We start from the raw sequence: 18,656 nt of genomic DNA on the forward strand, positions 1-18,656 counted from the left end.
ATTATCACAATGAAAAAATTATTATTTGTTTTGAGCTTAATGCTTGTGGCTACAACAGTTAACGCTCAGATCGAAGCTCCACAACCTAGCCCTAGTGCAAAAACAGTACAAACTGTAGGACTTACAGAGGTTACTTTAGATTATTCTAGACCAGCTAAAAGAGGTAGAGATATCTTTGGTGATTTAGTACCATTTGAGACATTATGGAGAACCGGCGCAAACGCTAACTCTAAAATAACTTTTTCAGACGATGTTAATTTTGCAGGAACTGATGTAAAGGCAGGAACTTATGCTGTTTTTACAAAGCCAGGTAAAAAAGAATGGACAGTAATGTTATATAGCGACACATCTAACTGGGGTACACCAGGAAAATGGGATGATTCTAAAGTTGTTGCTACCACTACAGTAGAGGTTTCTAAACTTAAAAATGCTCAAGAAAGCTGGACTATGGCAATTAACGAGCTTACTATGGATGGTGCTCACTTACAAATGATGTGGGATGAGACTATGGTTGCTGTTCCATTTACAGTACCTACAGCTGCAAAAACGCAAGCTAGTATTGATAAAGTAATGGCAGGACCAGCTGCAAACGATTATTATAGCGCTGCTACATTTTACTTAGATGCAAATAAAGACCTTCCACAAGCTCACCAGTGGATTACAAAAGCAGTAGAAGCAAATCCAGACGCATTCTGGATGCACAGAAGAAAATCTCTTATCGAGGCAAAGATGGGTAACAAATCTGCAGCAATTGCGAGTGCAAAGACATCATTAGAATTAGCAAAAAAAGCTAAGAATGCTGACTATGTAAAACTAAATGAAGACAGCCTTAAAGAATGGGGCGCAAAGATGTAATTATCTTTTATTACATACCGCTTTCGCGAAAGCGAAACATACATCAAACCGTCCAGAATATTTCTGGGCGGTTTTTTATTTTTAAACGCAACCTTTTTAACTGTTCCATACTTATAAGTATAATTACATTTATAATCTATTTGAATAACCAATCTTGAAATTAAACGAACTTCTCAAATTATGTAAAAAGGATGATATTAGAGCTCAAAAAGAGCTCTATAATATCTATAAAGACCGACTCTTTGTTCTTAGCTTAAAGTACAGCAGAAATAGAGAAGAGGCAGAGGATAACCTGCACGATTCTTTCATGGTTATTTTTACTACTATTAAAAAGTACAAAGGTAAAGGCAGTTTTGAAGGATGGATGAAACGTATAGTCATTAATAAAGCGATTACTTCATTTAAAAAGCAATCTAAATTTAACGTGCTTATCAATGAAGAAATAACTGAAGACGTGATGGTGGAGGAGACAACTCTAGATCAAACTTCTTTACAAGTAATACTTAATGCAGTGCAAAATCTTCCAGATAGATATAGAATGGTCTTTAATCTATACCAAATGGATAATTATACACATAAAGAAATTTCTGAAATGCTTGATATAACAATAGGTACGTCAAAGTCTAATTTACATAGAGCAAAGGTTATCCTTAAAGAAAATCTTCAGAAATTAAATGTTAACTCAAAAAATGGATCTTATGGGAACTAAGAAAGAAATAGGCTCTGTAATAAAAAACCAGTTGGACTCATTGAATGTTACTCCTAGCGAGCAGTTATGGGATAGACTGGAAGAAAGTTTACAAGAAAAAAAGAAAAGAAGAATATTACCTTTTTGGTTTTGGTACGGGACTGTAGGTACATTACTTATAGGTATTTTATTGGGTGGTAGTTTTTATCACTTCTCATCAATATATAATTCTAGACAGGAAGTAACTAGTAAGGAGACTAATGTAGAAAGTTCTATTTCAGAAAAACAAACGCTTGAAAATGAAGATCCTGACTACCTGTTAAAAGAAACTACTGATAATTCTTTAAATAGTAGTAATCACCTATCAGGTGTGTCTGATTCTTATAACCATGCAGTTGCCGTTGTTATGGATCATGATGCAAATACAAATACTGAAGCAGCTTCTTATTCTCAAAATAATTCCAACTCATATTCAAGATCTAGTGCTCCTATAGCAACTAATTCTAGCATAGCTATGTCCATTCATGAGGATCAAAATGAATATAATCAACCTAATTTGGGTGATGAGGATTCTAGTGTTATAAAAGAGGATTTGAATACTAAACGAAGTTTTTCAGATATAGAAAACGCGTTGATTTTAAAAAATACTACAAATACAGATGCAGCTGTAGAAGATTCTTTATCGGTTAATCAAAAGGAGAAACAAAAGAAGAAAAGAAAGCGAAATAAAAAAGAAAGAAAGAAAGACACTATAACTAAACCGTATGTAAGCCCATGGAGTGTAAGTGTTTCTGGGATAGTTAACTCTTATGATAATTTCGGTAAATCATCTTTAATAGATAATAGACTAGACGGGAATCAAGTAGATAGAGATTACAACTTAAATTATGGTATAGCTTTGCATCATAGTATACAGGATACTAAGTATACCTTAAGAGTAGGTGTCAATTATATTAAGTATGGACAGACGACACAGTTAGAAAACTCAGCGATAAATCTAGAACGTCTGCAATATGTTAGTTATAAAGCAAATCCAATAGATGTAAGCGATTACTTAAGTACTGCTACAGATATAGACATTTTTCAAGAGTTTACCTATATCGAGTTTCCTTTTCAATTACGTTATTCGTTGTATAAGGAAAAGCTAGACTTAGGATTAATGGTAGGTGTTCAGTCTAGAGTATTATTAGAAGATAGTATTACATTTAAATCAAACGTGGGAGATCTAGAGGTAGGAGAGTCTAATACGTTATTTGATTTTGGAGTATCTGCACACCTTTCCTTGCCAGCTCGATTTAAGCTATATAAAAAGTTTTACTTTAATGTAGAGCCATCAATTTATTATCATGTAAAGCCTTATGAGGCTGACAATATAAGTACACCGTCAGAATTTAGGCTAACTACTAGCTTAGAATATAAATTTTAATTTGGAATAGCCACCGCTTTCGCGAAAGCGAAACGCACACGAAACCGTCTAGAATATTTCTAGGCGGTTTTTTTATGTCTTACAGGATTATTTTTATTCATCTATTCAAAGTAGGAGTAAGAACTATCTGATAGCTAGATCTAAATGTTATCAATAGGAGAGATGGGTTTTATGATAGACTTCTACTGTTACATACACAAAGGTTGTGAAATATAAAAGCCGTTTGATAATACTATCAAACGGCTTTTATAAGTTATAAATGAATCAGTTAATTAATTAACTAACCAGTATACCTGGCGTACTAACTGGCTGATGACGATGATTACAGCAAATACTATAGCTATAATACGCAAGCTAGATTTTTTGATACATATAGCTAATAGTAAAGGTATAAAAGCAAAAAGAATGTTTATAAAAATACGAATAGCCTGTCCTGGACCATGCCAAAATTCTATCGATAATGATGTAAATAACCAATCCAATAAGTTATCGAACAACCAGAAAGAAATAATCGCTAGTAACAGTTTAGGTCGCCATCCTACAGATTGTGGTGCTGCAGTATAGTTAATTTGATTACTAGAATTATTTTGAGTTCCTTGATAACTTTGTTGCTCAAAACTTAAGTCACGCTCAAATGTTTGTGGTGCCGCTTGTTGATTATTACTTACAGAATTAGGCTGTTGGGGTATGTGAGTAGTATTTTGATACGGTTGCTGTTGGGTGTTTTGTTTTTGCTTAAATAAATTAGCAACCTCTATAACCTCTCTAGCAGGCTTTAATTCTGACGTTCCATCTAGTCTTAACTTATAATCAGGACGTATATTTTTATCGAGTAATTCTTGTGGTGTAAAAGGACCGAATTCTCTAAAACCATCGTGGTAGAAATACTTGTTCATGCTTTAATTCTTTTGAAACTCAAAAATACTATTATCTTCTTTATTCACCGAGCTTATAATTAAGGCTAGGGTAATAGTAAGAATAGCACCTAACGGATTCAACCATAAGAAAGGCAATATCTCTATTCCTTCTACAAATTCATGAAGTATAGCACAAGTGGCAACAATTACTTGAGAAATGCATGCAGCAATAAAAATAGCTTGACCTTTGATTTTTTTAAAGTAAAAAGCAACCAAGAATATCCCTAAAATAGTACCGTAAAATATAGAACCTATAAAATTAACTAACTGTATGAGGTTATCAAATAACGATACAAAACTAGCAAACCCTATGGCTATAACTCCCCACATAAGCGTGAACCATTTACTCATGTTTACATAATGGTCGTCATCTTTTTCTTTTGTGCTATATCTTTTATAAATATCTACAGCAGTAGTAGAGCTTAATGCATTTAATTCTGACGCGGTAGAACTCATAGCAGCACTCAGGATAACAGCTAGTAAAAGCCCTATTAAGCCTTTAGGTAAATGATTTAATATAAAATGAATAAAGACAAAGTCCTTGTCATTAGTCTCAATACCTTCGTCTGCTTTATTAATTAATTCTCTTGCTTTTTGTCTATTGGTTTCTTCTTGTGTTCTTAGATAATCTAAAGCAATTTCATAATTACCTACATCTTCAGAAGAGGTGCTCAAAGCTGCTGCATAATTTTTTTGAACTTCCTGTTTTTCATTCAGGATTTCTTCATGACTCGATTCTAGTCTGCTGTATTCTCCTGCATATAGACTTTCTTTAACAGTTTTTTCTGCCGCAGGATTAAAGTTAAGAGGTGTAGAATTAAATTGATAAAATACAAATACCATCACACCTACCATGAGTATAAAGAACTGCATAGGTACTTTAAGTAATCCATTAAAAAGTAGTCCTATACGCATTTGCTTTATAGATTTACCAGAGAGATAACGTTGTACTTGTGACTGGTCGGTACCAAAATAACTAAGCATTAAAAATGTAGCACCAAATAAAGCACTCCATACGTTATACCTATCGTTAAGAGAAAAGTCAAAGTCAAGGACTTTCATTTTATCAGCACTACCAGCCATAGTAAGCGCGTTATCAAAACTTACATTATCTGGTAGTTGTGTTACTATAAGTACAAATGCGGTAACCATACCAGCCATGATAATTATCATTTGCTGTTTTTGAGTCACATTAACGGCCTTTGTACCACCAGAAACAGTATAAATAATAACCAGAATACCTATAATTATATTTAAGTATTTTAATTCCCAATCCAGTACAGCGCTTAGTATTATGGCAGGTGCATAAATCGTAATTCCTGCTGCAAGACCACGTTGTATTAAGAATAATATAGAAGCTAACGATCTTGTTTTTAAATCAAATCGCTTTTCTAGAAACTCATAAGCGGTATAAACTTTAAGCCTGTGATAAATAGGTATAAAGGTGACGCATATGATAATAATAGCTATAGGTAAACCAAAATAGAACTGCACAAACTCTAAACCGTCTGTATAAGCCTGTCCAGGCGTACTCAAAAATGTAATAGCGCTAGCCTGTGTGGCCATTACCGATAGACCTACAGTCCACCAGCGGGCATCTCCACCTTTTATATACTCTTCGCTGGTTTGTCTTCCTCTTGTTTTATAAACACCATAAAGGACTATAAACGCTAGAGTACTTACTAGTATGAACCAATCAATTACCTCCATAAACTGAGCTTAAAATGTAAAACAAAATTGCAAAAACTAGGTTTGCTATAATCACCAGTGCATACACACGGTTCCATTTTTTAGAGTTTTCTTTGGCCATCTTTGTTTTCAATAGGTTGATTTTCTACTCCTAGACTTATCATATTTGCCAGTAATTTATAAGCTCCAGAAACACCAGCAGGTAATTCTCTAAAGAGACTTAATCCGGTGTAGATAATATGTCCATCACCATATTCTGCAACAATAAGACTTCCCGTAGTCATTTCTTCTTGCTTATCGTGCATTCCTAAAATAGGTGTGAAGGCAGCATCCCATTTTGTAGGGAAATAAAGACCTCGTTCTTGTACCCAATCTTCAAAATCTTTAGAAGTTATCGCATTAGGTGCAGACATGATTTTATGTTGAGGTTTTAATATGGTTACTGTTGCATTTTCATCGGTCACTCGCTTTCGCGAAAGCGTAATAGGTAAAGGCCCCAATGCATCTGGACTAATTCTTCTATTAGTATTGTACTGCATCATTAAGGTACCACCATTTTTTACATAGGTATCGAGTCTAGGTTGTAAAGCTGCCATGTCTTCTTTTGCAACATTAAAAGCTCTAATACCTACTACTACCGCGTCATATTTAGAAAGGTCGTTAGGTACTTCATTAGGTTCAAATTTAAACACCTTGCTACCTATAGCTTCTATAGCTTGTGCAACGTCGTCACCAGCACCATTAATATAAGCAACGGTGCGCGCGCTATTTACTAGACCTGGTTTTACTACTTGAGATTCATTGTTTCTTACTAATTGCTGGTCAGGAATATGATCATAATCTATTTTAATTACTTCTTGAGAGTAGGTTTTTGCCCCTATTTTAACTAGTCCAGATACAACACCTCTAGACGCATTTTTAGGTGGCTGTACATTAAAAATAAATGTTCTTTCTTCTCCTTTTTTAAGTTCAGTTAGATTAAAATCTCTAGGTGTAATATTCCATCCATCAGGGTGACATAATTCTAAGGTACCTGTTGATAATGCTTTATTAGCTTTTACGCTAACTTGAATAGGTTGGGTAGAATTTCCAGAAAAGACATAAACAGGATTCTCGATACTTACGGCAACTTCTGGAACGATGTGAAAAGGTTCATTAACCTCGCCGCGTACAGGGTCAGTGCGTTTATGTATGATAGGGATTTCTCTATATAACTCTGTGTTGTTTATTTTAAGAATAGTGCGTATTACAAATTCAGCACCAGTTTCTGGTTTACCAGTTAAGGTTCTATCCTTAAATTGATACATACCTAAGGTAGATTTTTCTTTCAAGTAATAAGGAGAACTAGCCTCATAAACTGCTGGTATCTTTAAAGTAGCATCTAGGGTAAAACTTTTTGCTGCATTTAGCGATACTTGACTTTTATCTACCTCCATTAACTTATTAGGTAAAAGAGTTACCTCATAATTTTGATTAGAACGATTAGTCATTTCCACTTTTACCTTCAGATTTTCTCCTGCAGTAGCTGTAGCTGTATTAATGCTCGCCTCTAGATATACACCTGTAATATCTAGAATGACCTGATCTAATTCTGCTAGTTTGATGTTTTTCCAGTGATCTTCTTTTAATTTTTCAATTTTACTTCTCAACTCAAACAGGGCAGGAATACTCTCTGTAGGTTTTTTAAAGTTATAATTTGCGATAATAGAATTAAGCAAAGTCTGTACACGACTACCACCTTTTACTCTGGTCCAAGTCGTATTTATACCAGAAAACAAATCTGATTTGTCACTCGGGAAAGAGCCTTTTAAAAATTCTAAATATTCTGTTTGTGAACCACGAGATCCCGTACTACCAAAACCTTGTGATTTATGCTGACTTCTACTTAGAGCTGCGATCTCGCTGTTAGATAAACCTTTATAAGGATAATAAGTTCCTGCTTCTATTTCTAATAAGTTGGTTTTATCTGCAGCGTCAAATGCCTCTTGACTACCATAAAACCACCAGCTGGTATTAAAAAATACACGTTGCGCCTGCCAGGTATCTAGACCTTCTAACTGATTAGGATAACTGTTTTTATTTGCTGCGAGATCAAAAACTTTCATACTTAACATGGCGCTGGTTGTATGATGTCCATGAGTAGTTCCAGGAGTACGGTGGTTAAATCTATTGATTATTACATCTGGTTTAAAATCTCTGATAATGCGTACCATGTCTTCCATAACGGCTTGCTCATCCCATATCTCTAAGGTCTCATCAGGATGTTTAGAATAACCAAAATCATTGGCACGTGTAAAAAACTGTTGCCCACCATCGATGTTTCTAGCTTCTAACAATTCTTGAGTACGTATCATACCTAATTGTTCACGCAGTTGTGGACCTATTAAATTTTGCCCACCATCTCCACGAGTTAATGATAAATAGGCAGTGCGTGCCATTTTATCATTTGCTAGCCAGGAGATAAGCCGCGTGTTCTCGTCATCTGGGTGAGCTGCTATAAATAAAGCAGTACCTAGAAAACCTAGTTTTTCAATGTTGTGATAAATTTCAGCAGTATTGGGCTGTTTGTGAGCGAGTCTATTTTCTTGTGCAACCGCAGTTGATAGGAATAATAGCGCAATGATAGAGGTGATAAAGTTCTTTTTCATACAGTGTGTGAAGATAGAAGTTTCAAATCTTAATTTTTTGTGAAGATTTATAACGTTTCCTAACACTTTCTCTTGATTCCACTGTGATTTCAGTAAGAAAAACCTTTCACATGAGTTGTTTAGTTATAAAATGATATAGGGTAGGATGGTTGTGTTAAAATTCCGCTTTCGCGAAAGCGAGATTATAAAAACTAAAATGAATCTATTCTAGTATTAGGGTAGCAATGAGCCATGTGCTTTTCAAATGCCTCGATATTTGAGTTTGCTGTACTAACCATAAAAGAATAAGAGTTTAGATTATTTCTATCGCCGTTATAATAAATGGTATAACTGTACAGTAAAAATCCCATAATTTTAATACCAGAAGGTGTTGTGGTAATACTGCTTATATTGGCAAGATTTATTTTATGAGTTCCCCTTTTATCAATTAGATATAGAAAACTAGTATCATAGAACGCATTTGAATTTTGATTAAACGATCGTAGCGCGATGAAATAACCTATAATTATGGTGATAAGCACGACAGGACCGACTACTAATAAATAATCCTGCAGTAACGTGATAAGAATGAGGCATACTATAAAGGTAAGTACTGCCGGTAAGATGGTCTTGTGAATTTTATTATAAGGAGCAAGATTTTCCATATGAGTTATCTTATAGGTATGTTTCTATATTTAGAACTAAGGATTAAGAATAAACCGTAAAAAAGAACGCCGGTAGAGGTGAGTCCCATTATTATAGCGCCATATTCCACATGCATAAATGCAAATGCTGCGTCGGCTCCTTTGGGTAAGTTTGCCATATTGTAAATAGCAGATCTCCCTAAGATGTAGGCAAATACAGCAAAGACAACACCACGACTAAATCTACCTATACGTCCTAATAGCATTAAATACTTGTACTGGCTGTCAGTTAAATTTTCTTTGTGAGTCATCTTATCCATCATGGTAGAGAAAGATATCCACCATTCATTAATTGCACTAACGGCTAGTCCTATAGAAATGATAAAGACTATTATTTTACCCCAAATAGACTGTAGTAGCATAATTTTCCAGCCCGAGTTACCATCATCATCTGGCATACCGAATAGTAATTTGAGACAAGTAAAAAAGAGTAGACAATAACCTATACCATTAATAAAATAAGCCACCCTGCGGAAAGCAGGCTTACCATCATCTCCATCATAATCACCCTTATTAAAAGTGAGGTAAAAACGAGAGAATATATAACCGGCCAGCCCTATACTCATAAGTAATAATAAAAACCAACCAAAACTTAAATGAGATATCCATTTAAGAACATCGTCACCACTTTTAAGTGCATAGGTAAGTTGAAATGCTGTTATTAATGCCATGATACCCATTAATAAAAACACTGCACCTTTAGTTGCTATACCTATTCTGGCAAATCTTCTGTAGTTTTTCAAAGTCTGTTTCTAATCAAATCAAAAATAGTATCCAGACCTTTGAGTTAGGTAGTATGTAACAAAACTTTAGTTGTTTTATTAATCTATCACTTCCATAATTTTTTCCCACATTTCATCATGAAAAATTACTGGAACTAAATTTCCAGAAGGTTCATTTCCCATGCGTATTACAACCATCTTTAAACTAGGGACAACATCTATAAACTGACCGTTTTTACCTAACGCACTAATCATATCTACCGGTGCAGATGGTGTTACAGAAGAATTAAATGATGTAGTTGACCCTGGGAAAACAACAGAGCTTTTACCATTTAACCACCATAAATAACCATAAGAAGGATTTATGGATTGAGAAGTACTAGTCATAGCATTTACATAATTAGTATCGCCTAAAACAGTTGTTCCATCCCAATTTCCCTCATTTAAAGTTAATAGTCCGAAACGTGCTGCACTTCTAGCTGTACTTACAAATAGATTGTCAAATAAAGCAGTATCTGTCCACTGACCGTCCATTCCTATTTTATTATTTATGGCTGTGGTAGTATATTCATTATTAGTCATTCCTGTAGCAGACTCTAATACGTTGTGTAGTATTTGATAGGTGCCGTTGTGATAATACCACTGACCGTCTGCATCTGTTAAATAATCAAAACATGCTGGTGCTGTACAGTCAGGGTTTGTTACATTGTAATCAATACCAGTGGTTTGTGTTAAACTGTTTTTAATAGTAATTAAGTCTTCTTTATTCTGTGGCATGTTAGTCCATCCATTACCTAAATAGTCAGACGTTTTATCATTTATATTTAAATACCCTTCTTCTTGTGCGATACCGACCACAGTTGCTGCAAGAGATTTACCAGCACTTGCCCAGTACCAGCTACTATCCTTATCAAACGGCTGTCCAGTTAAATCGGTATTCCAGTATTCTTCAACAATTATTTTACCATTTACTAGAACTATAAAGGCTCGCGTTTCATTAGTTTCTAGAAATGTATTGAGATCGGTAAGTTTCTGACTATCCCATTGTAAATTTGTAGAAGAAGTAGATTCCCATATATCTCCCGTTAATGGAGGGAAGTAACTGGTTTCTATAGGGTCTATAATTATCTGGTCATCGCTGGATTCATCGGTAGAACTGCATGAGACTGTAATTAAAAATGTAAGAATTATGAAAGTAAAAAGATTTTTCATTTGTAATGGTTTGGTAGCTAGTGTTTAAGACTTGGGAAAAGATAAAAAGTTTAATATAAGTTATCCTGTACCGCCACCATGACCTAAACCGCTTTCATAAAAGCCGCCACTTTGCTTTCTTATCAGTCGGTCTCTACGTTTTTTAGTCATGGTGCGTCTATCTATTCTTATAAAATCCTTCATAAGATAATACCAGACAAAGGGAATAGTCCATATAAGAATAGAATTGAGTATTTTCTGACGTTTGCTTAAAACCAGTGCGGTAGAAACTACTTTCTGTGCTTTTATGGTATACCTCAAGTACAAGAATAGAAAAATTATAGAAAAGATAACGAGGTACCACATGAACATTAAAACTACAAACAATAAACGATTTATTAGATAGAATTTAGGAAGTATTTAGTTGATAAGGTATGTAGATACATTGTAGATTTGATGATTTAAGAATCTATAGAATATGAAAATTAGAATGCAAGATCAGACTTAATGTTATTTCTTACGCAACAACGTCAGAATCTCTTTTTGTCCTAAATTACTCATCTCAAATTGTAAAGTATCTTGAGTAGATATACTAATGTCTACGGCTATTTCCATTTTACCTTCCGCTGTAGAGAATAGTTTTCTTTCGGCAAGTTGATAAACTCCAGTTTCATTTATATTACCTAATTTAGAAGAATATGTCTTATCTGCTTTGAAATCAAAGAATACGTTGTCATTACATTTATCTTGGCCTGTAGCTACAACAACCCATGAAGTACATTCCCATTCTCCTGCAATTTTCTGATACTTTTCAGAAGTATCACAAGAAATAAATAAAAATACAGAGAGTAAAAAAAGTAGTTTTTTCATAATAGTCAGTTGGTTTAGAGTTGATCTCTAAACGTAAAATTTCATCATTAATTGTTTATATCCAGTTTGGATTTGTTGTTGTATAAATGAAAAGTAATAAATTTTGTTAATACTATTTAAAAATGAATCATATCTAGAGAAACTCCGCTATCGATTTCGTAAATTTGTAGCACATAAAATGAGATAATCATAATGCAAGATCAGACTCCATATATTCCAGTAAACAAAGTACGTATAGTAACGGCTGCCAGCCTTTTTGATGGTCACGACGCAGCTATTAATATAATGCGACGTATCATTCAATCTACTGGTTGTGAAGTGATTCACCTAGGTCACGATAGAAGTGTAGAAGAAGTGGTAAATACTGCTATTCAAGAAGATGCAAGTGGTATAGCGATGACTTCTTATCAAGGTGGTCATAACGAGTACTTTAAGTACATGCGTGATTTATTAGTAGAAAAAGGAGCAGAGCACATCAAGATTTTTGGTGGTGGTGGTGGTGTAATTCTACCGTCAGAGATAAAGGATTTGATGGATTATGGAATCACTCGTATTTATGCTCCAGATGACGGTCGTGCGATGGGTTTGCAGGGTATGATTAATGATCTTGTGCAGCGATGTGATGTTGCTGTTCCCGCTTTCGCGAAAGCGAAACAAGGAAAAAACCTTTCCACAAAAGAATTATTAGAAGAGAAACATGTACCTACTATCGCAAGATTGATATCACTTGCAGAAAACAGACATGAAGAATTCCAAGCAGAATTTAAATTCGATGCAGAAGAACTAGCAGGAACTCCAGTTTTAGGAATTACAGGAACAGGTGGATCTGGTAAATCATCTCTAGTAGATGAATTGATACGCAGATTCCTAATCGATTTCCCTGAAAAAAATATAGGTGTTATCTCTGTAGATCCATCAAAACGTAAAACAGGTGGTGCTTTATTAGGTGATAGAATACGTATGAATGCGATCAATAACGACCGTGTTTATATGAGATCTCTTGCAACGAGACAGTCTAATTTAGCTCTTTCTAAGCATGTGCAAGAAGCGGTAGATGTTTTAAAAGCTGCAAAATATGACCTGATCATTCTTGAAACAAGTGGAATAGGGCAGAGTGATACAGAGATTTTAGAACACAGTGATGTGTCTTTATATGTAATGACTCCAGAGTTTGGTGCAGCCACACAACTAGAGAAAATCGACATGCTAGATTTTGCAAATGTGGTAGCCATCAACAAATTTGACAAACGTGGTTCACTAGACGCACTGCGTGATGTAAAAAAACAATTCCAGCGCAATCATAATCTTTGGGAAACAGATCCAGCAACTCTTCCAGTGCATGGAACTATAGCAAGCCAATTTAACGATCCAGGAATGAATGCGTTATATGAAGCGTTAATGGCTGAGGTAACTGAGAAAACAGGTGTGGATTTAAGTTCTAAAAATGAGCTTAACAAAGCACAAAGTGAAAAGATATTTGTTATTCCACCGTCTAGAACACGTTACCTAAGCGAGATAGCCGAAAGTAATAGAGCTTATGATAATACTGCTGCTACACAGTCTACCGTGGCACAAAAATTATATGGTGTTTTTCAAACTGTACAAACTTTAATAGATCAAAACGAAAACGCACCTGCTGCAGAAAACAGAGAGCGTTTAATTACCGATAAAGGATTAAATGAAGAGTACATTTTATCTCTCGTTTTAGTAGACGATGCAGATTTTATGAATCTTCTTATTGCACAATTCAACAAATCATTAAAAGACCTTGATCCATATAACTGGGAAGTAATTACCGGTTGGGATGCAAAGGTGAATAAATACAAGCAACCTATATATGAATTTCAAGTACGTGACAAGGTCATTAAAATTGAAACACATACAGAGTCGCTTTCTCATAAAATGATTCCTAAAGTGGCACTACCTAAGTACAGTGCTTGGGGTGATATTTTAAAATGGTGTTTACAAGAAAATGTGCCAGGAGAATTTCCTTACACAGCAGGATTGTATCCGTTTAAACGTACTGGAGAAGATCCTACCAGAATGTTTGCCGGTGAAGGTGGACCAGAACGTACAAACAAGCGTTTTCACTATGTGAGTTTAGGCATGCCAGCAAAACGTTTGAGTACTGCATTTGATAGTGTAACCTTATATGGTAACGATCCAGGATTACGACCAGATATTTATGGTAAAATCGGTAATGCAGGAGTAAGTATTTGCTGTCTAGATGACGCAAAGAAATTGTATTCTGGTTTTGATTTATCACACGCCATGACTTCGGTTTCTATGACTATTAATGGTCCAGCACCTATGTTATTAGGGTTCTTTATGAATGCTGCGATAGACCAGAACTGTGAACGATTCATTACAGAAAACGGACTAGGCGATAAAGTAGAGGCAAAGCTTAAAGAAGTATATGACGATAACAACGTAGAACGTCCTTCTTATTTAAACGCTCAAGGCGAAAAAGTATATTCTAAAAACGGTGCGGTAGACACTAGTAAACTACCAGAAGGAAATGATGGTCTTGGTTTAATGCTTTTAGGTCTTACAGGAGATCAAATTCTAGATCCTGCAGACTATAATCGCATTAAGATAGAAACTCTTGCACAAGTGCGTGGAACCGTTCAAGCAGATATTTTAAAAGAAGATCAGGCTCAAAACACTTGTATTTTCTCTACAGAATTTGCTTTGCGTTTAATGGGTGATGTACAACAGTATTTCATTGAAGAAAAAGTACGTAACTTCTACAGTGTTTCGATTTCTGGTTATCACATTGCCGAGGCTGGAGCAAATCCTATCACGCAATTGGCATTTACACTTGCAAACGGATTCACTTATGTAGAATATTACTTGAGTCGCGGAATGGATATCAATAAATTCGGTCCTAACCTAAGTTTCTTCTTCTCAAACGGTATCGATCCTGAATACTCTGTAATAGGTCGTGTGGCTAGAAAGATTTGGTCCAAAGCAATGAAGAACAAATACGGAGCTAACTCTCGTGCACAAATGTTGAAATATCACATTCAGACTAGTGGTCGTTCTTTACATGCACAAGAGATAGATTTTAACGATATCCGTACGACATTGCAAGCACTGTATGCGATTAATGATAACTGTAACTCGTTGCATACTAATGCTTATGACGAGGCGATTACCACACCGACAGAAGAATCTGTAAGACGTGCGATGGCCATTCAACTGATCATCAATAAGGAATTAGGTCTTGCTAAAAATGAGAACCCTATTCAAGGAGCGTTTATCATTGAAGAGTTGACTGATCTTGTAGAAGCTGCTGTATTAGAAGAATTTGATAGAATTACAGAACGTGGTGGCGTACTAGGAGCGATGGAAACCATGTACCAGCGCAGTAAGATTCAAGAAGAATCCATGCATTACGAGATGTTGAAACACACTGGCGAGTTCCCAATTATAGGAGTAAATACTTTCTTAAGTTCAAAAGGTAGCCCAACGGTTTTACCAGCTGAGGTAATACGTGCAACTGAAGAAGAGAAGCAAGCTCAAATAACTACTAAAGATAATTTGCATTCCGCTTTCGCGAAAGCGCAACAAGAACAATTATCTAAGATTCAAAAAGCAGCTATAGAACAAGGTAACATCTTTGAACATTTAATGGAAGCGACAAAGATTTGTACACTAGGACAAATTACCGATGCATTGTTTGAAGTAGGTGGACAGTATAGACGTAATATGTAAGCAGTGAACGGCTATCTTTGCTAGTGTGTGAGAATATCGGTATCTGTACCTTTCTCAAAGCTTGATAAAGAGCAACCATACAAATTACAAATTTTTAAAAGCGCAAATCGAAAGATTTGCGCTTTTTTAAAATTCCAATGTCAGTTCGAGCGCAGTCGAGAACGGTTATGGAAGAAAGAATCATTAATTACTCTTATAATCCTATAATAATATTTCAACGTCAATCAGCTGTAGAGCGGATGCGCTACCTACCTTTCTCAAAACCCAATTAATAGCACGATCAAAAAGCCTTTCCTTTCAGCTGAAGGGAAAAAAGTAAAGGAGCGACAGCGATGAACGCAAAGGGTTTGGCGCGGTGTTGGAAGTAATCGATAAGTTTCCGTTCCCCAACCCTAAAAGGAGCGGAAACAAAAGCTTTTTACCGATATCTGAGAAACCTACCCTTTAGGGTTAGCGCAAGATTTCGGTGTTTAAATAAATCGAGAAGCCTGTTACTAACTTACTGTTTGCAATTAAAATCTGTCAGTTTGCCACCTCTTTTCCCTTGCTAAACCTTACAGGTTAGAGTTGAGGTTTTGATTTAAAACAGATACCGGTTTGAACTCAGTCGAGAACGGTTTATGTGCAAAAAAAAATCTATAAACCCACAAGTTCTTAAAACTTTCACCTCTTTATTAGTTAGTTCTATTTTTTTTCTTTTTTTTGTAGGAAATAATTGATTATGAGAAAATTAATATTACTGGGATTTGTCATGTCCTGTTTACTAAGCTATTCACAAGAAGAAGGTAATTTTTGGTATTTTGGGCAAAATGCTGGATTAGACTTTTCTACAACACCACCTACTCCACTTAGTAACGGTCAAATTAATACGCTTGAAGGGTGCACAGCCATAAGTGATAATCTCGGAAATTTATTATTTTATTCAGATGGAGTTACTGTTTGGAATCGAAATCATAGTATAATGTTGAACGGAACGGGCCTAGCGGGAAGTCCAACTTCTGTACATTCTTCAATCGCAGTAAAGGATTTATCATCTACAAGTAAATGGTATTTGTTTACAATAGGAGATGATTTTACTACCAATACTGGTTTATCTTATTCTGTAATAGATATGAGTCTAGACTCTGGTTTGGGAGGAATAATGCCTTCTCAAAAAAATATTCTTATCAACGCAAATTTTCATGAAAAGTTAGCCATTACTAAAAATGCAACTAATGATGGATACTGGTTATTAACTTTTGACCAACCTAATTATTATGCCTATCGAGTTGGTCAAGGTTCGGTAGATTCAACTACTCCAGTGATCTCTAACGTACCAATTTCTTCAGTTTTGCAAACTATAAGAGGCGTACTTAAATTTTCACCAGATGGTACAAAAGTGATTAATACCTCTGTTAGAGATTCGTTTGGTGCTATTCTCTCAGTTTTTGATACACAAACAGGAATTGTTTCTACCTCTTATTCATTAACACACAATGACAACGCGTATTCACTTTTTCATGGTGCTGAGTTTAGTCCTGATTCAAATCTCGTTTATTTAAATGCTAATTCGCAGAACTTTGGTAATGCTTGTTTATCCTACAATCGTAGAATTTATCAATACGATGTGTCCGGCGGTTCTACATGGAATTCTACTCCATTTCTTTTAGCAAACAGTCTTGGTACTAGAGGAGCCTTGCAGCTAGGTAGAGATGGAAAAATATATATTTCTAGAAATTGTCAACCTTGGTTAGCAGTTATTAATAACCCAACTATTCCTGGTTCAGGAGCTAACTATGTATTTGATGGTATAGCTCTTACTCCTAATACAGAATCTAAAGAAGGTTTACCCTATACTGGAAGTACTTATTATTATAATTCTTTCAATGAAATTTCCGGACATTTAACTATTGACACAGACCAAAATGGTTGCAATAATACAGATCCTAAATATCCGAGTATATTTTTAAATCTCAATTCAACAAATTACAACTCATTTACTTTTTCTGATAATAACGGAAAGTTTCGATTTGTGTCACCAAATGGACAATTTACGGTAACACCAAACCCAGAAAATCCAACCTACTGGAATTTCTCACCACCAAACGTAATTGTAGATTTCCCAACTCAAACCAGTCCATTCACTCAAGATTTTTGTGTCACGGCAAATGGTTCCATAGAAGATCTAGAAGTAATAGTTGTACCACTTGAACAAGCAAGACCAGGTTTTGATACCGATTATAAAGTGGTAGTTAAAAATAAAGGAAACGTTACAACAAGTGGAACAGTGACATTAGATTTTGAAGAAGACTTTATGAATTTACTTTCTTCAACGCCTATTGCTACAACTCCTGCAACTAATCAGTTGAGTTGGTCTGTGAGTAATTTACAGCCTTTCCAGATGGAAGAGTATGAATTTACCATGACCTTGAATACACCTACACAAACAACCAATCCATTAAACGGTAATGATATCCTAACTTTTACAGGAACCGTTACAGGAACAGGAACAGACGCCATGCCAGCAGATAACACAATGGTTTTTGATCAAACGGTTGTGAATTCTTATGATCCTAATGATAAAACCTGTCTAGAAGGTAAAACTATGGACCCTAGCGATGTTGGTGAATATGTTCATTATATGATTCGTTTTGAGAATACAGGTACGGCTAGTGCGGTAAATATCGTGGTGAAAGATGAAATTGATTTGGCTCAATTCGATATTACTACTTTGATTCCGCTAGGTGGTAGTCACGATTATTATACTCGTGTACGAGATAACAATGTGGTTGAGTTTATTCACGAAGACATCAATCTAGATTTTAACGATGCGACTAACGATGGTTATGTATTGTTTAAAATTAAAACTTTAAATACTCTTGTTGCAGGAGATACTTTTGATAATACTGCTGATATTTTCTTTGATTTTAATGCTCCAATTGTAACCAATACAGAGACAGTAAGTATCATGAGTACAGCAAGCGTAGGAGAAGCTACAGATAGTAGTATCTCCATTTATCCTAATCCTGCAAACAACTTTATTAACGCGACTGCAAACAATGCCATAGAAAGCATCAGTATTACCGATATGAATGGTAGAATGATCACAGCAACTCAATTTACAGGTGCATCAAACGAGCAACGTGTAGAAATAGGAGAGTTGTCTTCAGGTATTTACTTTGTAACTATAAAAAGCAATGCAGGCCAGAAAATAGAGAAGTTACTAGTGGAGTAAATTTCTCATATATTCCAAAATGAAAAGCCTTTTCTT

At 35.2% G+C, this 18,656-nt stretch carries 13 protein-coding genes; 5 read left to right on the plus strand and 8 right to left on the minus strand.

The features are described 5' to 3' along the window. The first annotated feature begins 9 nt into the window (after positions 1-9). From LY01_RS13085 to LY01_RS13095, 3 genes are all read left to right on the plus strand, one after another. The gene (locus tag LY01_RS13085; protein ID WP_104516335.1) at positions 10-855 is read left to right on the plus strand and encodes a DUF2911 domain-containing protein; all 846 of its coding nucleotides are present in this window, start codon (positions 10-12) and stop codon (positions 853-855) included. Between the two features lie 154 nt (positions 856-1,009). After that, positions 1,010-1,564 (plus strand): RNA polymerase sigma factor, encoded by a 555-nt coding sequence (locus LY01_RS13090; RefSeq protein WP_104516337.1) that lies wholly within the window; start codon positions 1,010-1,012, stop codon positions 1,562-1,564. Next, positions 1,554-2,969, plus strand: a complete 1,416-nt coding sequence (locus LY01_RS13095) for a PorT family protein (RefSeq protein WP_146080435.1) — start codon at positions 1,554-1,556, stop codon at positions 2,967-2,969. Before LY01_RS13090 ends, LY01_RS13095 begins: the two co-directional genes overlap by 11 nt. Positions 2,970-3,241: 272 nt before the next feature. On the opposite strand, the gene LY01_RS13100 is transcribed toward LY01_RS13095, so the two are convergent. The 8 genes from LY01_RS13100 to LY01_RS13130 all read right to left on the minus strand — a co-directional run bounded on the left by LY01_RS13100 (position 3,242) and on the right by LY01_RS13130 (position 11,689). Then, positions 3,242-3,865, minus strand: a complete 624-nt coding sequence (locus LY01_RS13100) for a hypothetical protein (protein ID WP_104516340.1) — start codon at positions 3,863-3,865, stop codon at positions 3,242-3,244. A 3-nt stretch (positions 3,866-3,868) separates the two neighbouring features. Further along, positions 3,869-5,596: a sodium:solute symporter gene (locus LY01_RS13105; protein WP_104516342.1), complete on the minus strand. Its 1,728-nt coding sequence runs from the start codon at positions 5,594-5,596 to the stop codon at positions 3,869-3,871. A gap of 80 nt (positions 5,597-5,676) precedes the next feature. After that, positions 5,677-8,223 (minus strand): PIG-L family deacetylase, encoded by a 2,547-nt coding sequence (locus LY01_RS13110; protein ID WP_104516344.1) that lies wholly within the window; start codon positions 8,221-8,223, stop codon positions 5,677-5,679. 191 nt (positions 8,224-8,414) lie between these two features. Further along, a complete protein-coding gene (locus tag LY01_RS13115) occupies positions 8,415-8,867 on the minus strand; it encodes a hypothetical protein (RefSeq protein ID WP_104516346.1) in 453 nt (150 codons plus the stop codon). Between the two features lie 5 nt (positions 8,868-8,872). After that, positions 8,873-9,649 carry a DUF1206 domain-containing protein gene (locus LY01_RS13120; RefSeq protein ID WP_104516347.1) on the minus strand — a complete coding sequence of 259 codons (777 nt, stop codon included), beginning with the start codon at positions 9,647-9,649 and terminating at the stop codon, positions 8,873-8,875. Between the two features lie 78 nt (positions 9,650-9,727). Continuing rightward, positions 9,728-10,840, minus strand: coding sequence for a serine hydrolase domain-containing protein (locus LY01_RS13125; protein ID WP_211289298.1), 1,113 nt, complete (start codon positions 10,838-10,840; stop codon positions 9,728-9,730). A 60-nt stretch (positions 10,841-10,900) separates the two neighbouring features. Continuing rightward, a complete protein-coding gene (locus tag LY01_RS15040) occupies positions 10,901-11,185 on the minus strand; it encodes a hypothetical protein (protein WP_105022990.1) in 285 nt (94 codons plus the stop codon). Between the two features lie 144 nt (positions 11,186-11,329). Continuing rightward, positions 11,330-11,689, minus strand: coding sequence for a lipocalin family protein (locus tag LY01_RS13130; RefSeq protein ID WP_104516349.1), 360 nt, complete (start codon positions 11,687-11,689; stop codon positions 11,330-11,332). 192 nt (positions 11,690-11,881) lie between these two features. Here LY01_RS13130 and LY01_RS13135 point away from each other — a divergent pair, with 192 nt between their 5' ends. Both LY01_RS13135 and LY01_RS13140 read left to right on the plus strand, forming a co-directional pair. Further along, positions 11,882-15,406, plus strand: coding sequence for a methylmalonyl-CoA mutase family protein (locus LY01_RS13135; RefSeq protein ID WP_104516351.1), 3,525 nt, complete (start codon positions 11,882-11,884; stop codon positions 15,404-15,406). Between the two features lie 721 nt (positions 15,407-16,127). Beyond that, positions 16,128-18,620, plus strand: coding sequence for a T9SS type A sorting domain-containing protein (locus LY01_RS13140; protein WP_104516353.1), 2,493 nt, complete (start codon positions 16,128-16,130; stop codon positions 18,618-18,620). The last annotated feature ends 36 nt before the right edge of the window (positions 18,621-18,656 follow it).

Origin of the sequence: Nonlabens xylanidelens (assembly GCF_002934445.1) — a bacterium.
Taxonomy (GTDB): Bacteria; Bacteroidota; Bacteroidia; order Flavobacteriales; family Flavobacteriaceae; genus Nonlabens; species Nonlabens xylanidelens.

Bases quoted from the DNA above. Each gene is read 5' to 3' on its own strand.
- LY01_RS13085 (WP_104516335.1), top strand. From the start codon at position 10: ATGAAAAAATTATTATTTGTTTTGAGCTTAATGCTTGTGGCTACAACA.
- LY01_RS13095 (WP_146080435.1), top strand. From the start codon at position 1,554: ATGGGAACTAAGAAAGAAATAGGCTCTGTAATAAAAAACCAGTTGGAC.
- LY01_RS13100 (WP_104516340.1), bottom strand. From the start codon at position 3,865: ATGAACAAGTATTTCTACCACGATGGTTTTAGAGAATTCGGTCCTTTT.
- LY01_RS13105 (WP_104516342.1), bottom strand. From the start codon at position 5,596: ATGGAGGTAATTGATTGGTTCATACTAGTAAGTACTCTAGCGTTTATA.
- LY01_RS13110 (WP_104516344.1), bottom strand. From the start codon at position 8,223: ATGAAAAAGAACTTTATCACCTCTATCATTGCGCTATTATTCCTATCA.
- LY01_RS13115 (WP_104516346.1), bottom strand. From the start codon at position 8,867: ATGGAAAATCTTGCTCCTTATAATAAAATTCACAAGACCATCTTACCG.
- LY01_RS13125 (WP_211289298.1), bottom strand. From the start codon at position 10,840: ATGAAAAATCTTTTTACTTTCATAATTCTTACATTTTTAATTACAGTC.
- LY01_RS15040 (WP_105022990.1), bottom strand. From the start codon at position 11,185: ATGTGGTACCTCGTTATCTTTTCTATAATTTTTCTATTCTTGTACTTG.
- LY01_RS13130 (WP_104516349.1), bottom strand. From the start codon at position 11,689: ATGAAAAAACTACTTTTTTTACTCTCTGTATTTTTATTTATTTCTTGT.
- LY01_RS13135 (WP_104516351.1), top strand. From the start codon at position 11,882: ATGCAAGATCAGACTCCATATATTCCAGTAAACAAAGTACGTATAGTA.
- LY01_RS13140 (WP_104516353.1), top strand. From the start codon at position 16,128: ATGAGAAAATTAATATTACTGGGATTTGTCATGTCCTGTTTACTAAGC.